Source organism: Streptomyces sp. NPDC055140, from assembly GCF_053607285.1.
Genome location: NZ_JBSGTG010000117.1, coordinates 2,707 through 4,005 on the forward strand (window position 1 = coordinate 2,707; position 1,299 = coordinate 4,005).

The 1,299-nt window shown below is 67.4% G+C and carries 1 protein-coding gene; it reads right to left on the bottom strand.

From position 1 onward, the window contains the following. Positions 1-1,265: 3'-5' exonuclease (locus ACWFR4_RS47895; protein WP_453658169.1), on the bottom strand; the 1,265-nt coding region annotated here is incomplete at its 3' end. Between the last annotated feature and the right edge of the window lie 34 nt (positions 1,266-1,299).

Consider the following 1,299-nt stretch of genomic DNA (forward strand, 5'->3'; position numbering starts at 1 on the left):
GGCGAGGTGTGGCCGTCCTCGGTGCGGACGAGCAGCGTGGTGCCGTCGAGGTCCGCGATTTCCCCGTCGAGGAGGCTCTCTCCGTCCTCGCTCCAGAAGGTGACCTGGTTCCCGGGTTGGAAGTCGCTGGCTTGCCATGCACGCAGGTAGATGCCGTCCGGCTCCTGCATCGGGTCGTCGTCGCGGGTGACGTCGAAGATCCAGCCGAGCGAGCCGACGTCCAGGATTTCGGTGGCGCGGGTGACCGCGACGTAGGCCAGGCGCAGTTGCTCGTCGTCGGGGATCGTGTCCCAGTCGATGCCGCCGCTGGTGGATTCCTTGGGGCCGCGGAAGTCACCGGCGATCCGGACGCGCTCCGACTCCATTCCCTTGGCCTTGTGCACGGTGGACACCAGGAGGTCGTGCGGCGCGGCCTGGTCGACGATCTGCCCGCCGTTGTCGTTCGCGGGGGCGATGTAGTGGTCGGCGATGTACTGCTCGACGCGCTCGCGCCGCCGCTGGCGGTCGGCCTCGGTCGCGGTGACGCGCTTCTTCGGCGATGGGTACCCCCACCGCTTGCCGTCTTCGTCCCATCCGAAGTCGACGCCCTTGCTCTTGAGCCACTCCTTCGTGGCCCGGAAGTTGCCGTCTCCGAAGGCGAATTTGACCCACAGGCGCTCGCCGTCGTCTTCGACGAGCGGGCGCGGCATCCGCACAGACTCCAGCAGCGCGTCGAGTTCCTCGCTGTGGCGCTTCATCAGCTTGAACATGCTGTCGAGCTGCTTGAGCTCGGGCTCGCTCTCGGCCGTCTCCAGGATCTCGTCCCAAGCCATCCCGTTGAAGCGGGCCAGTTCCTGATGACTGGTGCGTTCCCCCTCGCGCAACGCTTCGGCGGCTTCCAGGAACTTCCGCAGGTCACTTAGTCCCCCGGACACCGCGACCTTGCGGCCGGCCTGCAATCCTTCGACGGCGCCGAGCACGACTCCCGCGTTGGTAGAGGCGATGAGCATCGTCTCGTCACCCGGGGTGATTTCGCCGATGCGGGAGGTCTTGCGGTCCCAGCCCACCAGGCGCATGCGAGTGCCACCCAGGCGCAGGAACCGGTTGCCGATGTCGGCGACGGCATCGCCGAACCGGAAGGTCTGGGTGAGCGTGGCGGTCGCGTCCGCGGGCAGCCGTCCCAGGGCGTCGGTCGCTCCGCGGAACCCGTAGATGGCCTGGTTGGAGTCGCCCACAGCGACGACCTGGATTCCTGCTTGACGGACGTTGCCGACGATCGACTCCATAACGGGGTTGACGTCCTGTGCTTCGTCCCAGAAC